This window comes from Desulfosporosinus sp. (genome assembly GCF_014237355.1).
Lineage (GTDB): Bacteria > Bacillota > Desulfitobacteriia > Desulfitobacteriales > Desulfitobacteriaceae > Desulfosporosinus.
Genome location: NZ_JABZFS010000042.1, coordinates 63,451 through 78,151 on the forward strand (window position 1 = coordinate 63,451; position 14,701 = coordinate 78,151).

The window sequence follows — 14,701 nt, forward strand, 5'->3', positions numbered from 1 at the left end:
TTCTATTGCAAAAACCATACCAAACTAATAACCTGATTCACTTACCTTTTTCTAAAGCAATCCGCTGCATTTGTTCCTTTTTATTCTTCGGGGGAATGTAAATCGTTTTACGCTGTACTAAGGTTAGGGCATTTTGTTTACAACTTTTTACGCATACCCCGCAACCTAGGCAAAGGTCCTCAATCAAGCTAGCCTTTTTGCTTTTCTTATCTCCCGGGACTTTTTCCATGACTTGAATCCCCTCAATATGACAATTCTTTGCACACGTCCCACAGCCATTGCATTGATCCTCGTTTATCTGAGGTATGAAATTGCTCGGTTGCGCAGATAGAAAACGATGTTCCTTAGTTGCTTTTAGCACACCACAACAACACCCACAACAATGACATATATAGGCAGGGTTTTTTTGAACATTATCGGCTAAATGCACCAGACCCAGTTCCTCAGTCTTATCTAAAACCCTTAGTAATTCATCCATGCTGGCTGGACGTGCAAATCCGCGCTTAATAAGCCATTCTGAGGCATTCCCTAAAGAAGTACACACATCCTCAATTGGAGCATTACAGGTTTTTGTACCTAAGTGGGCAGCCTGGTGTCGACAATAACACATCGTTAGAGAACCACCACCAGCATCCCTAATTATTTGAGAAGCCTTTTCATAAGATAAGACTTCCGTTTCAACCTCATTAGGTAATAAACTTTCATAGGCCATCGTCTGAAAAAACTTCGTATTGGAACCGAAGAACTCTTGGACCACACCAGGTTCTTTATGATAGGCATGGAAAAGTTGGGCTAACTCGTGCATCGGTAACGTTTCGTTCACGCGCATAAAGGTATATTCAAAGAAACCGATCACCAGAGGGGTCAACATATAGTAGCTAACACCATTTCGGATAAAATCGATAACCAGACCTTTGTCCGCCATGGAATTCAAGTGTTCCCCAAGTTCCATGGGATTAAGGCCTGTAAGGGTTGACAACTGATTAATTGAGGTTATTTCCAACGGAAACTTGCTCCCAATAAAGGCCTGAGTTTGTGTATAAATGATGTGGAGGATTTGCATTAGCGTTGGATTGAGCGGTGCCCCCACAGGATTCTTATCTAACCGTTGAGCAAGTGCTAAATACACTTCATCCTTTGCTAACGTTAAGTGTCCCATTTACTTACCATCCCTTTCCTCAAAATTCTATCTTGGTTCCAATGGAGTTAAAGCAGATTTCCCCCAACCATTCAAGTCAGGGAAAATCTGCTTGACATTACTTTATCCGGATAGAATCTCTAGTCTGTAATACTATTAAGGGCTTAATGGATTCTTAATAGCAAAAGGTTTATTAAACTTCCCATTTTCTATAACGATCCCGGCGCCATTCGTCATTGAAGCACCTCCGAGACCAATGCCATAAAGTGTATGGACCAAGCTGGGGTCACTAAGAGGCATAACTCCCTTCATGCCCTCAAAAATCTTGGCAGCATCTGTAACGTTACCAGCTTTCTCCATTCCTTTGGCAAGCAGTATCATATGTTCATAATTATAGGTCTGCTCCGAAGCTGGTATTTTACCAGCATACTTTGCTTTGTACCGTTCGACAAAAGGAGCTGTTCCTGGTGTATCAAAATTGGCGATGGGACAAACACCCACGGATCCTTCAAGGTCTGTCATCGGAACAATATCAGCCATTTGGTCAAGCTTAGCTTGGTCCATGACGATAAATCCTCCCTTGAAGCCGAGTTGTCTGGCTTGTTTAACAACCTTAGCAGTCGGTTGAGACGGTCCGCCTATAAACAACACATCGGGGTTTGCCGCTAAGGCCTTGCTGATAAAGGTATTGAAATCTACTTCTTTGTTATAATCAACTGGGTTATTGGAAACAATCGTTCCACCAAGCTTTTCCCAAGCAGGAATTATCATTGAGCTCCAATCTTTACCGTATTGGGTTGTTGTGGGAATGAGGGCTAATTTTTTACCGAATCTATCCATAACTATTTTGGAAAACTCGTGAGGATATAGGTCATTGGGCGGAGGAAGCTGGAGTGTTAATTTGTTTCCTGTTTTAGAAATTTTGGGTTCACTTGTATAAGCCATTATTCCGAAACCGTCAGTCTCATTAAATTGTTGGAGAGCAAAAATTCCACCACTATGTGGAATAAAGATAATTGGGGTATCATACTCAGCTCTGAGCCTACGTGCATTTGTAGCTGCTTTATCTGGCATATATTGATCATCTAGCTTAATTAGATTTATTTTGTATTTTTGCCCGTTAATATTGATTCCTTTGGCATTAATCTCCTCTACTGCCATATCTAAGCCGTCGGTTACGTCTTTACCATATAACGCAGCCCCCCCGCTCATGGGGCCAGTGTACCCAATGTTCACGGTTTTGACCTCAGTACTAGCCGCTGGCGCAGTATCACTGGCAGTCGATTTAGTGCCGCAACCTGAGACTACTAGGAGAACACTTATAGATAGAACTAGCCATAAATTTTTTATAAGTTTCATTAAAATTATGCACCTCTTTCCCACTTTTCCTGTATTACTTGTCTTCCCCCTACTCTTTTAGCCATTACAAAGATTTAATAGTTCATCCCCCCTTTGTACGACTACAAGCATGATAATACGACACTATTTATTGATTTATTATGAACCTTTTGAATATTCAAAATAAACCAATAAATAATGTTGATGCAATATTTGTGCCACTTAAATCCAGTTATTTACACCTAATCCTTGAAAAGCGATGTCTAAATTCCATACAATTATCCTCTTTTAATGTTTACTTTGTACACAAATAAAGAGAAGTCAACCCCTCACTCTTCCACTAGGATAACATAAACTTCTTTCGGCCCATGCATCCCACGAACATTTTTCCCTTCTATATCAGACGTTGAGCTAGGCCCAGAAACAATTGAAATATATCGAACAAGTTTCCTATCTGTCTTTCCCAAAGACGCAGAACGAGCAACGATCATAGCATCAGCTAAATCAGGAACGATATGTTGGACTTTTGCCACAGCAATATGGGTATAGGGAAGTGAAGATACGGTATGAACACTGCCCCGTTCATCCATGAGCATTAACGATCCGTGATTGGCTACCACAGCCTGAACCCCAGTTAAGCCAAAAGCAGACTCAGCAATTTCTTGCCGCATCTTCAACCAGACGTCGTTTATTTCACCACGTTCAAACCCCTCCACATTCGTACCTTGTACCCTCACTCCTCTTTTCTGCAATATTTCGTGTATACCGAGCGCTTCTATCTGGGGGTCGTGACAAGTAACTATTCTACCTGATTGAGCTATCTCGGCTATTTTGTCGACTGCTTTCTCGGCATTGGAAACTAAGAATACGTGACAACCACGGCCTTCTAAGGTTTGAATTGCTTTCTTTTTTAGGTTCTCTTGATTCTTCAAGCAAAATCCTTCTAATTTGGCAAAACTCTTATTTACATTACAATGGTACTCGTCGCACTTTGGTCCTCCCATCGCCTGGTTCACTAGACTCACTCCCTTCCTCTTCGATAGGCATCAGCCAACAATTCTATAACATGCTTTACTTTAATAGGTTTATTTTGCTGGTATAACCTATCCGTCAAATGAATCATACATCCAGGACAAGCTGTGGCAAGGATCTCAGTCCCATTAGGTGTAAGTTCAATCTTACGACTAGCAATGCTGGTTGTCAGGTTGTAATGATCCAGGCTTACCATCCCCCCAAAGCCACAGCAGGCCTCATCATCCCCTGATGAGCCAAGGTTAACACCAGGAATTAAACTCAATATCTCCTGAGCATGATTTAACCCTAGATACCTTAAGTGGCAAGGTTGATGGTAGCTAACCTTGTATTCTAATGATTGATGAATCTCCTTCAGCCCCAAGTTCTTTTTACTTAGAAACTCGAAAATATCCCGTATCTTTTCACTAAATCCTTTTGCCAATCCTCCCCAATCTGGATCCTCTTCTAACAGCTTCCCATATCCTCTCAATGCTGTTCCACACGTTGGACAATCCACAATAATTTTATCGACTGTGCCAGTACAGAACACCTCTAAATTCCATCTGGCCACTTCTTTAGCCATCTCCAATTCCCCAGCAGCCTGCATCGGATAGCCACAACATACTTGTTCAGCTGGAAAAAACACATCTAGGTTTTGTTCCCTAAGCACTTCTAATGTTGCCCCAGCCACCTCTGAAAAGATCATATTATTAAGGCACCCGGCAAAGTATGCAACACGATCCTTTCCAAGAACGGCATCAGATTGTTCCTCCAGAAAGGTGAAGACTGGCTTTTCATTGATTGCAGGGATTAATCGATTCGGATCCACTCCCATCCAAGAAAAGCGGACCTGATAACCCTCTTCATTGTCAACCTTCTTAAAAGCCAATGGTTGTAGTTTTTGCCCCCAGCGCCATATTCGAGAACCTCTTTTACGGAAAAGGGTTTTCAGAATAAGCTTTTTTTGTCGCCCTAAACCGTACTTTTTCACTACACGCTGACGAATCTTTTGAATTAAATCTGGGATAGGAATACTTCCAGGACAGGCATCAATGCATTGACGGCAGCCGACACAAAGCGAAAGGCCATTTTCTGCTGCTTTTTCTAGGCCGTCACGTAAAGCAGTATGAATGATTCCTATTCCACCTAAATATTTATAGCCATATTGTTCCCCTAACTCTTTATAAACCGGACATCTATTTAAGCAAGCACCGCAATTAATACAGGCTAAAGATTCTTCAAATCCTGCACGTTTTGCTTCCCAGCGGCCCTCTTCCAAGAGAATAACATGAACCTCCTGCGGCCCATCCAAGGAATTCCGCCCAGGTCCACTTACAATGTTGATATATCCTCCGACGCTTACCCCAGTTCCATACAGGGCGGCAGTATGACAAACATGGACGGCCTCTTCTAAAGTTGGTACGATTTTTTCGATCCCTGCAAAGACGATATGAATGGGTGGTAAATTCGTGCATAATCTTATGTTCCCTTCGTTTTCAGTAAGAATAATTGACCCTGTATCGGCAGCGATTGCGTTAGCACCACTTATTCCGTATTGCGCTTTGAAAAATGAGTCTGGCAATAAGCCCCTTGCAGCGGTGACAATACTCGTGGGGTCAGGTGCAACAGCATGACCTGATTCCAGGCTAAATAGTTCTGCTACTTTGCCGACTGGTACATGAAGAGCTGGTCCTAGGGGATGGCTTGCCGGAATCTCTCCAAGCTGGCAAATCCTATCTCCCATATCAGTCTCAACCACTGAGACCCCATCTTTTAGAAGATTTTCTATAACACCCGTTTCTTTAGCCGCATTACTCTTGGCTTTGACAACCATACTCCCGGGCTTAATAATTTTCTGAACATAGGCAATTGCCTCTGCCGAGGTAGGAGCACAGAAAACCTGGCAGCCATTGTCCTCTAAATTCCGTATGGCTTCTTCAAGCCTTTCACGCAAATTAGCTATGGCCTGTGTTTTTGTCTGGCGGTGCAGAGGACCAGCTAGAGGAAAGTTCTTCACAGCTTTAACCTTAGCCGGTCCTAAAAACCGAGAAATTCTTCGACGAGCCATAGAGGATGACGTATCCTTAAGTCCATCGTTTACTTTAGCTCGAACATTTTTCAGCGAATAGCTCATATGGACCTCCTCTCATTCCCTACATAAGGTGCATAGCCTTAGCCAATAATTCTAAGGGATGGAAGACAGGCATCTGTTTTTCTAGACCGCCTCTTAGATAATAACGGCAAGCGGGGCATTGGGTCATGACGGCATCTGCTCCAGTACTCTGAATATTTTTCAATTTGCGCTCTAAGATGGACTCTGCCAAATCTTTATGGTCCACGAAGAAGGATCCTCCAGCTCCACAACATCGTTGAGGTTCATTCATTTCCGTAAGGCTCACCGCTGGCAGCATGGAAATCAGTTTACGAGGTGCCTGGATTAGATTAGGGCTCCACGCCCGATGGCAGGGCACATGGTAGGTTACATCCATCCTTTCCAGATCCTTAGATTCTCCTAGAATCAATTTAAGATTATGCCCTAACCCCTCGCGAGTAACGAACTCAGTAATCTCCACAACTTTTTCAGCCACTGAAGCCACCTTACTTTGGCAGGGGTCATTATTCTCCAGTGTTTTAGCAGCTTTTACTTTTAACATATACCCGCAAGAAGTACAATCTGTAATGACTGCATCCACGTCTAATTTAGAGAACAAATCCGCATTCCAGCGTACAGCTTCTTGCGCTGCCCCAAGTTCACCGTGGGCAAGAGCGGGTATTCCGCAGCAATGCTGGTTGGCTGGGATAACAACCTCATACCCAAGAGCGGTTAAAACCTTAATTACGGCATCCCCTATCTCGGGATAAAGGTAATTCGTAGCACAGCCAATGAAGTAACCGACTTTACCACGAATTTCTCCTTCAGGCTTAACGATAGAGGGTACACGCTGTTCAAACGATGGACTGGCAACTTCGGGAAACTCCTCAGGAACCATATTTAAACGCCTGGCCAAGGACAAGGCCTTGGTAGCAAGATTGGTTGTATGGCTGCGATTTACCACTTGTCGTAAAAGAAAACTTTTTCCCCTCCCTAAGCCATAGTTCTTTTGTAGTTCCACCCGAGCAGTAATAACAATATCATCGACCGGGATTCCACTTGGGCATCCTTGGGTGCAGTTGGTACAAAGAAGACAGCGATTAAGCAGTACTCCAGCTCGGTCACTTAGAATAAGGGTTTTTTCCAAGAGTAGGGCTTGTATGAGATTCAATCTACCCCTAGCTACACTGGATTCTAAACCATCTTCAATATAAACAGGGCAGTGTTCCAGACAAAAGTTGCACTGGATACAGCGATTGATCTCTTTGGCATAGTCTTTAAGCCTATACATGAGTCTCACCGCCATCTACCCATATTTTACCAGGATTCATAATCCCATTGGGGTCGAAAGCATGCTTGATCCGCCGCATTAGGTTAACACCAGCGCTTTGAAATTCCCATTCCAGAAAGGGCGCTTTTAAATATCCAATGCCATGTTCACCAGACAATGTTCCCCCTAAGTTCAGCGCTTCTTTAGCGATTTCACCCATAGCTTTTTCCGCTCGACGCATAAGTTCTGGATCACTTCTGTCTGTCAAAATTCCAGGATGCAGATTCCCATCCCCGACATGACCAGATACCCCAATAACCAAGTGGTTAAGTTCAGCGATTCTTTTAATTGCTCGGACCATAGCCGGAACCTGAGTACGATTAACAGTTGCATCCTCGATCAAGATGTTAGGGGCACGGCGAGCGGTGGCGGGAAAAAGTACTCGTCGGGCCAACCACATACGTTCTGCCTCTGAAGCATCACGAGCAATTTTCGTCTCTGTTACCCCCTTTTTTTGACAGATAGCCCTAATCTGTTGGGTCTCTTCCTTAACTTTTTCCTCATGTCCATCCAACTCAATTAACAAGAAGGCTTCTGCATCTTTAGGCAGCCCTAATGGCATAAAGGCCTCTATTGTTTCCAGGGAACTTTTTGTCAGCAACTCCAAACTTGAAGGCACAGCTCCAGCGGCAATGATCGCCGAAACCGCTTCTGCGGCCGCCTCTAATTCTGCAAAGACAGCAACCATTGTCTGACGACAGGCCGGCAAGGTTAGCAACTTGACCGTAACGTTTGAGATAATTCCCAAGGTACCTTCTGAACCCGTTAAGAGTCGAGCTAAGTCATACCCTGAAGACATCTTGACAGATTTACCTCCATAACTAATAATCTCCCCATCCGGCAAAACCGCCTTCACTCCTAAGACATAATCCTTAGTCGTTCCATATTTGACTCCCCGTGGTCCACCAGCTCGCGTGGCAACGTTTCCGCCCATCGTGCAGACCAGCATGCTTTGTGGATCTGGTGGGTAGAACAATCCCATTGACTCCACCAAGGTGTGAAACTTTTGGGTCACAACCCCACATTCTACCGTAGCCGTCAGGTTTTGCTTATCAACCTCAATTACTTGCCTTAGCCCTTTTAAATCGATGACGATACTTTCTGTCCCTGGGGTAGCTCCCCCGGCAAGACCGGTCCCTGCCCCTCGCGGTACGACAGGAATTCGATGAGTATTGGCGTAGCTTAAGACACGGGAGATTTCTGCAGACGTAACGGGTTGTACCACTACAGCAGGCATAACCCGCTTATGGGTAGCGTCATTCATATAAGCTAGCAAATCTTCCGGCTGGGAAAACACCCGTCGGGGATCAAGCAGTGCTTCTAAGTCCCGAATTAAACCAGGCATTTCTATCCACTCCCCTGCTTTCTAACGGATTATTAAATAGTTACAGCTTTGACCCCAGCCCGAAAGGCAGCTAGATTCAAGGTTAGGATCTCCCTGTCGAACATTCCTTTCAGTATAGTCTCATAAGTCTCCAACTGAATTTGCAAGGCATACACTCCAGCAAAAGCACCTGTCATTACCATATTCGTACCCACTGGTAGGCCTAGACCTACTGCAAGTTCTGTTGCCTCTAAGTCCCAAAGCCTTTGCGATTTTCTTCTAAGGCCACCCGTTAAAACAGCAATGTCAGGATAATGATCCTCGTTAAGCAAAACTCCCAAAGGATAATTTGGGCGACTATTCATAATGACCTGAGTTGACGAATTTCCAAAGTCTCTGAAGGTTCGTAAGGTCTCCAGTGGCTCAAACCCCAAGATGAAGTCAGCTTCTCCCCGTGGAATCAGGGGGCCACAGGGTTTGATTTGTGAAACTCGGATATGACTTGCGACAGAGCCTCCGCGTTGTGAAGCACCAAAGGTCTCCCCTACCGAAACGTAGTAGCCACTGTCCACAGCGGCTGTGGCAATGACTTGTGACGCTAGAACATTGCCCTGTCCACCAACCCCCGTGACAATGATGTTTAACACTTTAGCGGCCAAAGTTAGCTCCCTCCTCAACCTTGATTGCTCCTTGTGGACACAAGCTTACACAAACTTGACAGCGATTGCAGACAACTTCATCGATTATTGCCTTTCCCTTGAGAGGGTCCCAAATGGTCGCAGGACAAGAAAAGGTAGTACTACAAAAGCGTGAGCAACCACAATCATCTCCGATACATTGCTTTTGATTAATATAGACCCTAGGACGAGTTGATGCTTTGGCAGCCACTAGGGCACAGGGTTGTCGAAGGACTAAAACTTTTGTTCCCTCCGTCCTGAGCAGCTTCAAAACAACTGTAGTTGTTCCTTGTAAATCGAAAGGATCTTGGGTCACTACAGGAATTCTAAGTCCCTTTACGACCTCTTCAATCTGGAGACCCTCTACGATTTCTCCCATGGCATTTTTGCTCATTCCTGGATGTGGTTGATGACCCGTCATGGCTGTCGTCCCATTGTCCAAAACGATCAGTAGAAAGTGTGCTCCAGTATAACGGGCATTAACTAAGGCAGGTATTGTGGAGTGAAAAAATGTAGAGTCCCCAACGACAGCGATCACGGGTTGTTTAAAGTTAAACCTATCTAGTTTCCCAAGTCCATTAGCAATCCCTGCGCTGGATCCCATGGCATGCATGGTTTGCGGCAGGGTCCAACCGGTCCGTCTCAAAGCTAAAGAGTAGCATCCGATATCCCCTAGAATAACAGCCTTACGTCCGTCAAGGGCAACAGCAGACTTCATAGCCCAGAAGGATGCTCGATGTGGGCAGCCTGCACAGAAAGCCATTTCTCTAACTGGAACATCTGACGTTTCCGACTTGGCGCTTGACTTTGCATCAGTTTCTTCAGATTTATTATCTACCCCTAATACTCTGGCGATGGATTGTTTAACCTTGTCGGGATCCATTTCCCCAATTCCCGGCCCCTTAGGCCCAGCCACATGTCCTGATCTCTGCCCGTAAAACTCAATTGGATAAATTTTTGAAATATGCTGAGCAGCCAACACCATAACATTTTCTTCATTAAAAGGTTCTATTTCTTCTATAAAGATGACTTTCTCAGCATGCGTTAAATGTTCTAAAAGAAATTTTTCTGGCAATGGCCAAGTCATCCCTAGTTTAAGAACCCCAACTTCATTTTCCATTTCTAGGGTATCAATGGCCTCCAGCGCGTACAGCGTGCTGGGTCCAGAAGCTATGATGATTGTCTTAGCGTTTTGAGGTCCGAAATAAGTATTAAACGGTAATGTATCAGCTATTTGACGTAGTTTTGCTAACTTTACTTCTTGCATTTGATGTAACGCCGCATTAGTGACAAAACGGTCTTTTTGAGCAAAAATCGCTTCCTTATTCACCGCCTCTACCTCACCAAGGGTTACATTTCCACTGGCGTGGGAAATGCGTGTCACACAGCGCAAAGTCACGGGGAGTTTAAATTTCTCCGATAATTGGAAGGCCACCAGAGTCATTTCTTTAGCTTCTTCTGGAGTACTTGGTTCAAGAATAGGAATGTGAACCACTTTGGAAAGTAAGCGGGAATCCTCTTCATTTGTACTGGAGTGTGCACCTGGGTCATCTCCGACCACGAGGACCATTCCAGCCTTAATACCAGAAATTGAAATACTGACTAAACTATCTAAAGCAACATTCAATCCATTTTGCTTAACAATGCAAAGTGAACGCAGCCCAGCAAATGACGCTGCTGCCGCTTCCTCAATGGCCACTTTTTCGTTTACGGACCATTCAGCATAAAAATTATACTCCTTCGCTAAACGTCCTAAATTAGCTAAAATTTCTGAGGTTGGTGATCCGGGATATGAGGCAGCATAGCCTAAACCCGCTTCAATCGCTCCCCTAGTAATAGCTTCATTTCCAGTCATGAGGACAGAGCGTCCGGATTTATTGACCTGCAAGCTCAAGAAACTCATAGACCGGTTCCTCCTTCCTCAATCCCCTTAGCATAATCTGAGTTTAAGTTTAAATATGCATATCCTTTGCCTTGGTTTAACTCTTCCAAAACACGCTTCTTTTTTTTGTAAACAGCGCTGAGTAGTAAGGGCAGACGTTCCTCGGGGTAAGGTTTCGTTTCTAAGAGCCCCGTTGTACATACCCTATTTACAATTTCTTGTCCTTTGAAACTTCGGATGACTAAAGTATTCCATTCGGGATCGTTCTCAGTTGAACCGACTGAGACGTCAGCGAATTCCGCTGTTGGATCAAAACAGCGTAAACAAGTTGGACGAACGAAAGCCCTTAATTCATCAATTGGTACTTGAACATCCCCCTTTTCAGTTGTTGCAACTAGATAGTTCTGAGGGATATCCAATCTTAGAATTCTCTCTCCCTCAGTTTTGGTTTGTAGAAATGAATAAAATTCAGTCTCCAAAGTCCAAAAGCAAAAAAGTCCGATCATAAAATTAACCTTTCTTGCACTAAGGTTGTGTTGGGATGGATCAGTTAAACCCTGCATCTTTCTGAGCGCTAGGATCTGACAGGGACGTCCCACCGTCGTCAGATCCTCTAGCCCCCCAAATACCCCTTCATTAAGGATAGAGAGTGAAGGACTGGCACTGTAATTAGAACCAGCACAAGCAAGTACCTCCTCTCGGTTACGAGCTAAGTAAGGTGTCGGGGGACCGTTATCCTCTCCTCTTGTTAAAACCGCCCCTTGAGATTGGCCACTCTCTACCATGTAGGCAGCTAAGGTACTTACCACTCCACCGTATTGACCCGCACGGGTAATTTCTTTATTCAAAGAACGAGCATACAAGATTTCTAAGTAATTGCCCAAGCCATGATCAGTACGCTCTGTTCCAAACACTTGCCTGTCTAGATCAACCCAATTGGTCTGTGTGCGAGGACAAACTCTGTAACAATTTCCATCGACCCGGCTACAATCATGGATGAAAGCAATATGCTCATGTTGAGTCTTAATGTAGGGACATAAGCCGACACACAGGCCGCAGCGGGTACAGTCTCCGCTTTCCATCACCTCTTTCCTTAACCGCGAGGGCATCTTGGATTGCTCCATAATTTCCACCTCTTTTTCCCCTTTATTCTCTAAGTATTAGGTTGAACCTCAGTCCCTTTTTTCTCCTCTAAGATAGGCTTCTTCCAGCATAGCCAAAATACTTGGCTTATCTGTCTTAATTGGATAAGAGAAGTAAGTCGTGTCCATCACGACTAAATCTACAATATAAGGGAAGGAATCTCTGCCAATATTCAGGTTTTGCAACGTAGGAATTCCAATTTTTGTGTTTAGTGCAGATATCGTATCCGCAACAGCCTGACCAATTTCCTCGGAACCAGCATCGTCTTTGAAGTCTAATCCCATCGCTTTACCGACTCGTTTTACATTTATGGGGTCTGTTTTAGATACATACTTCATAACGGAGGGTAAAGCAATGGCACAAGCCGCTCCGTGAGGAACGTGGAATTTAGCACCCAAAGCATGACCAATACCATGGGCCATGTGAACCGTTGCATCTGTAAACGCGATTCCAGCATAAGTAGCAGCAAGCATCATATTTTCTCTTGCTTCCATGTTAGTACCTTCCGCAACAGCGATTGGAAGGTATTTGAACACAAGTTCAATTGCCTTTACCGCAAACATAGCAGAATATTCATTCCAATTACGTTTAATAGTTAAGGCTTCAGAGGCATGAGCTAAGACATCCATTCCTGTTGTGGCGGTTGGATAAGCAGGTAAAGCTATAGTCAAATTGGGATCTAAGATCGCAACATTAGCTGTGCACCCTTCACCAAGAATAATCATTTTTCGATTCTCAGTTGAGGAAGTAATCACACCCATATTCGTCATTTCACTACCCGTACCAGCTGTAGTTGGAATCATAAACATAGGTGTTCTAGACTTGTTATAAATAGTACCGATGCCATATTGAGTAATGCTGCCGGGGTTAGATAATAGGATATTGACACCTTTTGCAGTATCCATAGAACTTCCACCACCAATGGCCACAATCCCATCAACGTTTTCTTTTCTGCCGAGTTCTCCTGCTTCATTAACCACAGTATCTGGAGGATCAGGCAAAACACCATCATAGTGAACCACTTCAATGCCTTCGCTCTCAATCGCTTGAATTATCTTATCTGTAAGACCAGCGTCCTTCACACCTTTGTCATAAACACAAATTACCTTTTTACACCCAATTTTTTTTAATCGTTTACCCGCTGATAGAGACGTATTGGAACCAAAGATCATTTCTGGCTTGGCAATAATATGGAAATTATTCACAAAAAACCCTCCCTTAATATTCATTTATCTGAATATTGTTGCAATTTTAGTGCCAACATGTGTTTGTAAATAAAAACCCTCTAGAGACAGTTATAAGTCTCCAGAGGGTTAATTAAATGTATATAAACAAAACAAATTCAAATCAATTTATGCCCATTCTTGTACATTAACCATACAACCATACCCTAACCTTCCGCCGAGTCAGGTGCTTTATCTCATAAGGTCAAGTTTTCGGGCCTCTCTAATTAATTCATCCCGAAAATCCGGATGAGCAATGCTGATTAATCTCTCTGCACGCTCCCAGATTGGTTGCCCTTTAAGATTAACAATCCCATACTCCGTCACCACATAATGAACAACTGGTCGCGTAACTGTGACCACAGCCCCTAATGTCAGGAGTGGGTTGATGCGGGAATGCACTTTTCCTTTCGAGTCTGTATACGTCGAAGACATACAAAGGAAGCCTCTTCCACCCTTGGAATTATAGGCGATATCTGCGAAATCCAACTGACCACCTGATCCGCTGATCATCCGAGAACCTTTCGATTCTGAACACACTTGTCCCGTAAGATCGATTTCAATACAATTATTAATCGATACCACATTATCATTTTGACTAGCTGTCTTACGATCGTTGGTATAATCCGCAGGATAACCCGCACAGGCAGGGTTATTATCAATAAAGTCATATAGTTTTTGTGAGCCAGCAGCAAAGGTGTAGACCATCCGACCTTGATCGATTTGTTTTCTCCTTCCTGTAACTCGTCCTGATTCTACCATATCCACCATACTGTCACACAACATCTCTGTGTGAATTCCCAAGTCTTTAAGATCGGACTGAGCAATCATTTTCCCCAAGGCATTGGGCATCCCGCCAATCCCGAGTTGCAGGCAATCTCCATCCCTAAGTTCCTTAAGAATAAACTCTGCAATTTTCTTATCAACTTCCGTTGTTTCCTCTTCACCAATCTGTGGTAAATCATTATGCCCGCCTTCAACAACATAAGTAACTTCAGAAATGTGAAGATTATTGCCATATCCCCCGTGAGCATACGGCATACTCTCGTTGACTTCTACAATAATCGTTTTAGCCATATCTGCTGCCGCTCGAAAATGGGTAATAGTCGGTCCCATATTGAAATATCCGTGTTTATCCATTGGAGCAACTTGTATCATTAGAATGTCGGGAGGACAGTTTTCCCGAACATATCGAGGGGCTTCTGAGTACTTCAAAGGACCATAATGCACTCTCCTTGTTTTGGCATACATTCGGTCCAAGGCCGTGAGATGTGTAGAATTCCAAGTGCTATGCACCCCTGTAGGATCCGCCATATGTATGGCATGGGGGCGAGTTGAGATTCCATTAACAATAACAATATCCTGAAGTTCTGGGATACGTTTAGCAAAAGCTGGATCTAGAACGGGCAATGTGTTTGCTGCAAATGTATATTGGATCCAATCCCCATTTTTAACCACACTAACTGCTTTCTCTGGAGAAACTAGTTTGCTTTGGTATTCTTGTACCCATTTGGACATCTTGTTTTCCTCCTTAACTCTT

General features: G+C 43.8%; 11 protein-coding genes. All 11 read right to left on the minus strand.

Features of this window, described 5'->3' with window-relative positions; all coding sequences use genetic code 11:
- Positions 1-37: 37 nt before the first annotated feature.
- Positions 38-1,159, minus strand: a complete 1,122-nt coding sequence (locus HGJ98_RS09175; RefSeq protein ID WP_291350767.1) for a 4Fe-4S dicluster domain-containing protein — start codon at positions 1,157-1,159, stop codon at positions 38-40.
- A gap of 135 nt (positions 1,160-1,294) precedes the next feature.
- The gene (locus HGJ98_RS09180; RefSeq protein WP_291350768.1) at positions 1,295-2,497 is read right to left on the minus strand and encodes an ABC transporter substrate-binding protein; all 1,203 of its coding nucleotides are present in this window, start codon (positions 2,495-2,497) and stop codon (positions 1,295-1,297) included.
- 308 nt (positions 2,498-2,805) lie between these two features.
- The gene (locus HGJ98_RS09185) at positions 2,806-3,492 is read right to left on the minus strand and encodes a lactate utilization protein (RefSeq protein ID WP_291350769.1); all 687 of its coding nucleotides are present in this window, start codon (positions 3,490-3,492) and stop codon (positions 2,806-2,808) included.
- A gap of 5 nt (positions 3,493-3,497) precedes the next feature.
- Positions 3,498-5,624: an LUD domain-containing protein gene (locus HGJ98_RS09190; protein ID WP_291350770.1), complete on the minus strand. Its 2,127-nt coding sequence runs from the start codon at positions 5,622-5,624 to the stop codon at positions 3,498-3,500.
- Positions 5,625-5,643: 19 nt separating this feature from the next.
- The gene (locus HGJ98_RS09195) at positions 5,644-6,873 is read right to left on the minus strand and encodes a (Fe-S)-binding protein (protein WP_291350771.1); all 1,230 of its coding nucleotides are present in this window, start codon (positions 6,871-6,873) and stop codon (positions 5,644-5,646) included.
- Entirely contained in the window at positions 6,866-8,257 is a 1,392-nt protein-coding gene (locus tag HGJ98_RS09200; RefSeq protein ID WP_291350772.1) for an FAD-linked oxidase C-terminal domain-containing protein, read from the minus strand. Before HGJ98_RS09200 ends, HGJ98_RS09195 begins: the two co-directional genes overlap by 8 nt.
- A gap of 32 nt (positions 8,258-8,289) precedes the next feature.
- Entirely contained in the window at positions 8,290-8,895 is a 606-nt protein-coding gene (locus tag HGJ98_RS09205) for an indolepyruvate oxidoreductase subunit beta (RefSeq protein WP_291350773.1), read from the minus strand.
- The gene (locus tag HGJ98_RS09210; protein WP_291350774.1) at positions 8,885-10,816 is read right to left on the minus strand and encodes an indolepyruvate ferredoxin oxidoreductase subunit alpha; all 1,932 of its coding nucleotides are present in this window, start codon (positions 10,814-10,816) and stop codon (positions 8,885-8,887) included. The genes HGJ98_RS09205 and HGJ98_RS09210 overlap by 11 nt, the downstream gene beginning before the upstream one ends.
- A complete protein-coding gene (locus HGJ98_RS09215) occupies positions 10,813-11,919 on the minus strand; it encodes a Coenzyme F420 hydrogenase/dehydrogenase, beta subunit C-terminal domain (protein ID WP_291350775.1) in 1,107 nt (368 codons plus the stop codon). The genes HGJ98_RS09210 and HGJ98_RS09215 overlap by 4 nt, the downstream gene beginning before the upstream one ends.
- Positions 11,920-11,967: 48 nt before the next feature.
- On the minus strand, positions 11,968-13,143 hold the full coding sequence (locus tag HGJ98_RS09220) for an iron-containing alcohol dehydrogenase (protein ID WP_291350776.1): 1,176 nt from the start codon (positions 13,141-13,143) through the stop codon (positions 11,968-11,970).
- Between the two features lie 210 nt (positions 13,144-13,353).
- Complete coding sequence (locus HGJ98_RS09225; RefSeq protein ID WP_291350777.1) at positions 13,354-14,679, minus strand: acetyl-CoA hydrolase/transferase C-terminal domain-containing protein; 1,326 nt, start codon at positions 14,677-14,679, stop codon at positions 13,354-13,356.
- Between the last annotated feature and the right edge of the window lie 22 nt (positions 14,680-14,701).

What these genes read in the sequence shown, in the direction of transcription:
- HGJ98_RS09225 (WP_291350777.1), bottom strand. Translation starts at nt 14,679, where the DNA reads ATGTCCAAATGGGTACAAGAATACCAAAGCAAACTAGTTTCTCCAGAG.
- HGJ98_RS09190 (WP_291350770.1), bottom strand. Translation starts at nt 5,624, where the DNA reads ATGAGCTATTCGCTGAAAAATGTTCGAGCTAAAGTAAACGATGGACTT.
- HGJ98_RS09195 (WP_291350771.1), bottom strand. Translation starts at nt 6,873, where the DNA reads ATGTATAGGCTTAAAGACTATGCCAAAGAGATCAATCGCTGTATCCAG.
- HGJ98_RS09180 (WP_291350768.1), bottom strand. Translation starts at nt 2,497, where the DNA reads ATGAAACTTATAAAAAATTTATGGCTAGTTCTATCTATAAGTGTTCTC.
- HGJ98_RS09210 (WP_291350774.1), bottom strand. Translation starts at nt 10,816, where the DNA reads ATGAGTTTCTTGAGCTTGCAGGTCAATAAATCCGGACGCTCTGTCCTC.
- HGJ98_RS09175 (WP_291350767.1), bottom strand. Translation starts at nt 1,159, where the DNA reads ATGGGACACTTAACGTTAGCAAAGGATGAAGTGTATTTAGCACTTGCT.
- HGJ98_RS09215 (WP_291350775.1), bottom strand. Translation starts at nt 11,919, where the DNA reads ATGGAGCAATCCAAGATGCCCTCGCGGTTAAGGAAAGAGGTGATGGAA.
- HGJ98_RS09200 (WP_291350772.1), bottom strand. Translation starts at nt 8,257, where the DNA reads ATGCCTGGTTTAATTCGGGACTTAGAAGCACTGCTTGATCCCCGACGG.